Source organism: Methylophaga sp. UBA1464 (assembly GCF_002325665.1).
GTDB lineage: Bacteria > Pseudomonadota > Gammaproteobacteria > Nitrosococcales > Methylophagaceae > Methylophaga.
In genome coordinates this window covers 1-6,100 of record NZ_DCSO01000070.1, presented here as the reverse complement: position 1 = coordinate 6,100, position 6,100 = coordinate 1, and the positions used below count along the sequence as shown (strand labels likewise).

At 41.9% G+C, this 6,100-nt stretch carries 6 protein-coding genes; all 6 read left to right on the top strand.

Annotation, left to right across the window (positions count from 1 at the left end; translation table 11 throughout):
* A partial coding sequence (gene ubiG / locus B3O33_RS08380; protein ID WP_292363387.1) for a bifunctional 2-polyprenyl-6-hydroxyphenol methylase/3-demethylubiquinol 3-O-methyltransferase UbiG occupies positions 1-589 on the top strand: 589 nt, incomplete at its 5' end.
* Complete coding sequence (locus B3O33_RS08375; RefSeq protein WP_292361829.1) at positions 589-1,248, top strand: HAD family hydrolase; 660 nt, start codon at positions 589-591, stop codon at positions 1,246-1,248. The genes ubiG and B3O33_RS08375, both read left to right, overlap by 1 nt.
* Complete coding sequence (locus tag B3O33_RS08370) at positions 1,239-2,525, top strand: DNA recombination protein RmuC (protein WP_292361828.1); 1,287 nt, start codon at positions 1,239-1,241, stop codon at positions 2,523-2,525. The genes B3O33_RS08375 and B3O33_RS08370 overlap by 10 nt, the downstream gene beginning before the upstream one ends.
* The gene (gene hpnC / locus B3O33_RS08365) at positions 2,515-3,408 is read left to right on the top strand and encodes a squalene synthase HpnC (RefSeq protein WP_292363386.1); all 894 of its coding nucleotides are present in this window, start codon (positions 2,515-2,517) and stop codon (positions 3,406-3,408) included. The genes B3O33_RS08370 and hpnC overlap by 11 nt, the downstream gene beginning before the upstream one ends.
* A 438-nt stretch (positions 3,409-3,846) precedes the next feature.
* Positions 3,847-4,824 (top strand): endonuclease/exonuclease/phosphatase family protein, encoded by a 978-nt coding sequence (locus B3O33_RS08360; RefSeq protein ID WP_292363385.1) that lies wholly within the window; start codon positions 3,847-3,849, stop codon positions 4,822-4,824.
* Positions 4,825-5,357: 533 nt separating this feature from the next.
* Complete coding sequence (locus tag B3O33_RS08355; RefSeq protein ID WP_292361825.1) at positions 5,358-5,741, top strand: cupin domain-containing protein; 384 nt, start codon at positions 5,358-5,360, stop codon at positions 5,739-5,741.
* The last annotated feature ends 359 nt before the right edge of the window (positions 5,742-6,100 follow it).

The window sequence follows — 6,100 nt, the reverse complement described above, 5'->3', positions numbered from 1 at the left end:
ACTGACCTTTATTAATGAAAGAACCCAGTTGAAAAATGCCCGGGCTATCGACGTAGGTTGTGGCGGCGGTATTCTCACTGAGGCTTTGGTAAAAAGCGGTGCAGATACTCTTGGAATAGATATGGGTGAAATGCCACTCAATGTTGCCAAACTGCATGCGCTGGAAGCTGGCCTGAAAATCAAATATGAACTGACGACCGCAGAAACCATGGCGGAAAATCATCCGGATGAATTTGATGTTGTGACCTGCATGGAAATGCTGGAACATGTGCCCGACCCACAGGCGATTATTACTGCCTGTGCCACCATGGCAAAACCCGGTGGGGATGTTTTTTTCTCAACCTTGAACCGTAATCCTAAGGCTTATTTGTTAGCCATTGTTGGTGCTGAATATATTGCCAACATGCTGCCAAAAGGCACACATGATTATGCCCGTTTTATTCGACCATCTGAGCTGGCGCGTTGCTGCCGTGAAGCCGGTTTGCATGTTTATGATATCACTGGCATTACATACAACCCGTTGACCCGCCACTATAAACTCAGCAGAGATGTGGATGTCAATTACCTTATTCACTGCAGAAAAATCTAGTGTTTATTTCTCCGTTTAATGTGGTGCTGTTTGATTTGGATGGCACACTTGTCGATACAGCACCTGATCTGGGTTTCGCGTTAAATACCCTGTTAGAACAGGAAGGCAAACAACCATTGGATCATGCCCGGATTCGTCCAGTTGCCAGTCATGGTAGTGCTGGATTATTGAAACTGGGATTTGGCATTGAAAAGGAAGATCCCGTTTATCCTGCCTTGCAACAACGTTTTTTGAGCCTGTATGCTGAAAATATTGCCCGTGAATCAGATTTGTTTATCGGTATGCAACAGGTACTAGAGGGCCTCACCGCTAACGGTATTAGATGGGGCGTCGTGACCAATAAACCATCGTTTCTCACGATTCCGCTAATGAAGGCATTGAATTTAGCCGAGGCTGCTGCATGCATCGTCAGTGCCGATACCACTCCTCACAGTAAACCGCATCCGGCGCCAATGCTACATGCCTGTGAGCTGGTTAAGGCTAAACCGGTTGATTGCATTTATATTGGTGATGCTGAGCGGGATATTCAGGCGGCACATAATGCCCAGATGCGCTCTGTCGTTGCTTTATACGGTTATATTTCAGAGACTGATGAACCGGAATCCTGGCAGGCTGACTGTATGATTAACCATCCCCACGAGATATTACAATGGATTTAACTCCAGCGTTCTTTCTGCAACATCAGGACTTATTGATTGTTTTGCTGGTTGGTATTTTACTTGGCATTGTTCTCGGTCTGGTTATTCGTAATGGCAAAATTCGTGTTTTGGAACATAAAAATGCAGAGTTAGAACTGACATTACAACTAGAACAAAAAAACAAACAACAGTTGGATGAAATCCTCGACCATACTCGTGATCAACTTGCTAATACTTTTAATCAGCTTTCTAATGAAGCTTTAACACGCAATAACTCCAACTTTTTGCGATTGGCCGAAGAAAATCTGAAACGTTTCCAAAGTGAAGCCAAAGCGGATTTGGGAACCAAAGAAAAAGCCATTGAGCAAATGCTTAAACCAATTAACGAAGCATTGCAGCAAACCACCAAGCAAATTCAGGAAATTGAGAAAGATCGCAAAGAAGCCTATGGCAGTCTGAACACCACCATCGCTCAAATGAACCTGAACCAACAGCAGTTGCAACTTGAGACCCAGAATCTGGTTCAGGCATTGCGTCGCCCGGAAGTACGAGGGCAATGGGGTGAAATGACGTTACGCCGTCTGGCTGAACTCAGTGGCATGGTGTCACATTGTGATTTTTATGAGCAAACGCATACCACCACCGAAACCGGTAGTATTCGCCCGGATATGATCGTCCGGCTGCCGGAAAAACGTGAAATTATTGTCGATGCCAAGACACCACTTGATGCCTATTTATCGGCCATTCAGGCCAAAGATGATGCCACACGCAAACTGGAATTAAAGCGTCATGCTCAGATTATTCGCGGACGCATCAAAGAACTTTCCCGTAAAAATTACTGGGCGGAATATTCACAATCGCCTGAGTTTGTTGTGTTATTTATTCCCGGTGAGCAATTTCTTTCCGCGGCACTTGAAGTCGATCCTGCTTTACTGGAAGACAGTATGAGCCAGAATATTATTTTGGCCACCCCTACCAACTTTATTGCTCTGTTACGTGCTGTTTCCTATGGTTGGAAACAACAGGCATTAGCCGAAAATGCTGAGATAATTCGTGAACTCGGTGAAACCCTCTATAAACGACTGTCTACCTTCGGCAACCACTTGAGTAAATTAGGCAATAGCCTTGGAAGTAGTGTTAATCATTTTAATAGTGCGGTCGGTTCTCTGGAACGTCAGGTATTACCCGGTGCCCGTAAATTTACAGAAATGGGCATCAGTAGCAAAAATGCGATCACCGACCTGCCTCCTGTAGAACAAATGCCACGCCAGGTTCAAAATCTTAGCGATGAGGAGTAAATCCGAACTCAACAAGGCGTATGCGTTTTGTTTAAAAATGGCTAAATCGCATTACGAGAATTTTCCAGTCGCCTCTATTTTATTGCCAAAAAAATTACGTCGCCCCATTACGGCCATTTATGCATTTGCCCGTACTGCAGATGATTTTGCTGATGAAGATAATTTAACGGCGAAAGACCGGTTGCATCTACTCAATAGCTACAGTCTGCATCTATCTGACATTACTGAACGAAGATATCACGGTAACGATCCCATCTTTATTGCTTTAGAAGATACTGTGCATCGTTTCAAACTACCCGTTCAATTATTGGAAGACTTGTTGACTGCCTTTAGACAGGATGTGGTCAAGACACGTTATGCATCCTTTAATGAGGTGCTCGATTATTGTCGATTTTCGGCCAACCCTGTAGGACGCCTTCTTTTACACCTGCAGGGACAACCGACTGAGCTACAGCTTAAACAATCGGATGCGATCTGTACCGCGCTACAATTAATTAATTTCTATCAGGATATTGTGCAGGACTACACTGAGCAGAATCGTATTTACTTACCGCAAGATGAGCTGGCAGCCAATAGAATTACGGAAGTTTTATTGACTCAATCGGACACCCGTCAATTAGCACCATTAATGCGAAGCATGTATCGGCGAACGGAAAGCATCATGATGGAAGGCTACGAACTGGGTTTAAGCATATCAGGCCGACTCGGCTGGGAAATCAGAGCGATGACTCTGGGTGGAATAAAAACTTTATCCTTACTCAAACGGCAGCCGGATATGGCTCTACTGACAAGACCGCGGCTATCGCGAAAAACATTGGCAGGTATCTTCATGAACAGTGCAGTTAAAACCCGCTATCAACAATTAATTTATAAATTGTCATAATGTTTTAAAACCTGCATCCCGGCGATTTATATGCATATTAGACCAAAGCCAACATAAGGCATGCTCTGTAATAATTAAACTCTTTGGCACGTTTTAATGCTGTTTTCCTCAATAAAACTTTAATTTGTAATTTAATACAGACTGTAACTAACTATTTATAAAAATAAAAAACAAATTACAAATGGCGTAGTCATATATGGTCGCAAACACGTTTTATAACGTTTTTTGCACGAATAAACGCCATAAAATCACTTGATACTACGTTCAAACTTTTTATGTTATGGTCAAAAAATTCTCTTTTAGTACAGCTTTGGAATATTCTTGAACAGCTTAAGCTTATATATATTTATACCGCTAGTACTCTTATTAGTTTGCCTAACTTTTTTTAGCTTATCTAATAGTGAAAAATGGTGGATTCGTGCACTGGATTTCCCTCGAATGCAGTTTTTCATTTTCGCTTTAGTTTTGTTAGCAACTGAAATTTTTTTTCTGGACTACTCAAAACCAAGTTTCTGGATGCTTTTTGGTCCAACTCTGTTAGCGTTTGCCTATCAGCTATGGTGGATATTGCCATACACCAGTTTGTATCCCAAAGAGGTTCAGCAAATTGATCAAGTCGATACTGAAAATAGTATCAAAATCATCACCGCTAATGTCCTGATGTCTAATAAACACGTTGAAAAACTTATAAGTCTTGTTGAACAGAATAAGCCCGATATTCTTGTTACATTGGAAACCAACCAATGGTGGCAATCAAAGCTCAAAAATATTGAAGATGATTATCCTTACAGAATGAGCTGCCCACTAGAAAACCTTTATGGTATGCACATATATTCCAAATACGTTTTGTCAGATTCAAAAACTGAATTTCTGGTTGAAGATGATATACCATCGATGCATACGCTCTTAACATTACCATCCGGGCAGAATATTCGGATGCACTTTCTGCATCCTGCACCACCAAGTCCTACTGAAAATGAAGAATCTTCCGAACGGGATGCTGAATTAATTATGGTGGCTAAAAGTGTTGCGGGTGCAGAAACGCCTGTTATTGTAACCGGAGACCTGAATGATGTTGCCTGGTCAAAAACAACCCGACTATTTCGTAAGATTAGCAAACTGTTAGATCCGCGGATTGGCAGAGGAATGTTCAACACATTTCATGCTGATTTTTGGTTTATGCGCTGGCCCTTGGATCACTTGTTTCATAGTCCTCATTTTAAGCTATATGCAATGCGTCGCTTGTCACCGTTTGGATCAGATCATTTTGCTTTACTCACGCAATTGATTTACAACAAATCTTACATTGATGCTTTACAGTCAGGGCTAACAGCAGATAAAGACGATCAAGCATTCGCTAAAGAAAAGCTAAGCACTGAACGTGTCAGCGAAAATGATGTCCCGTCACCGGGTTAACTGGACTTTTTTAGTGGTTTTATTTATTTAAATATTAAGGACAACCTTTTTGATGTTAAACAAACTTATTTCAACATTTTTCATTGTAGTTATTTTAATGATTTCAGGATGTGGGCACTATAAACATGGTCACGTGCCGCCCGGCCACGATCCATCTGGCCCTGGAAACAGTGAAAATGCTCCGGGACATAATAAATACAAAAAATAAATCGTACTTATAAAAAGGATATTACCCAATCACCGCTTTGCTGGGCGAAGTATTCGTATCAAAAGTCATCGAAAGCTGATCTAGTGTGGAGGAATTTATATTAAGTTCCACGATTCCATGATCCTCGCATGAGAAGTCAACTCGCAAGGCTCGATATGACGTATTAAGTGGTTTTAAACCTTCGGTATAAATAAACTAGAACCCAACACAAAAAAATTTATCCATATTGTCAATTAGCCATTAGGATTAAGACTTAATGTGGATTTATCCCGATACCAGTTTATTGCGAAACTTGACGCTTTGCTTGAATGATTGGAGTCCGGTTATGAAAACAATTACTTTTGGAAAATTCTCGGCGCCTAGCGCAACACCAATTACATCAGACCTTGATGGTTGGATTCCATTTGAAGGCTTGCCGACTATGACTACCTGGCTTGAATATGTCTCTGCAGACGGTAAGTTATTAACGGGTTATTGGGAAGCTACACCGGGGACTTATCGCGTCATCTATAATGCTGATGAAATGGTGCACATGTTCGAAGGCAAGGCCACATTAAAGGATGACAATGGCGAGTCTGTTAGCTATATCGCCGGTGACAGTTTCGTGGTTAAGGCCGGCTTTAAGGGTACCTGGAAGACGGAACAAACCGTACGCAAGATTTTTGCGATCCGTGTACCACAAGATGTAACTTCACCCTTTGGTGAGTAACGTTATCGCAGTAGACTGTTACTAACCCAGTGTACTTGATAACATCCCTTATCTTCAATGGCATTGAGTTCAAACAAGTTCTGAAATATCTTAGTAAAAAGAGCCCGTCTTCTTAATTGAGGAGGGGCTTTTTTATATAAGTTGCCCATAACATACAAAATCAGGATCTTTTTTTGTATAAAGCCTGGCAGTTATTCACATGGATGTGATGTATTCCGATAACGCAGGAGCGGTTATCGGTGACCTACTTTATCAGCCACATCCCTGTGGCAGACCCTACGGGCTCGCTTCGCTCATGCAAAAACGTTTATCTCCCTGGATGGAGTGTATGCAAAGCCATGTCTGGAACATGGCTTGTC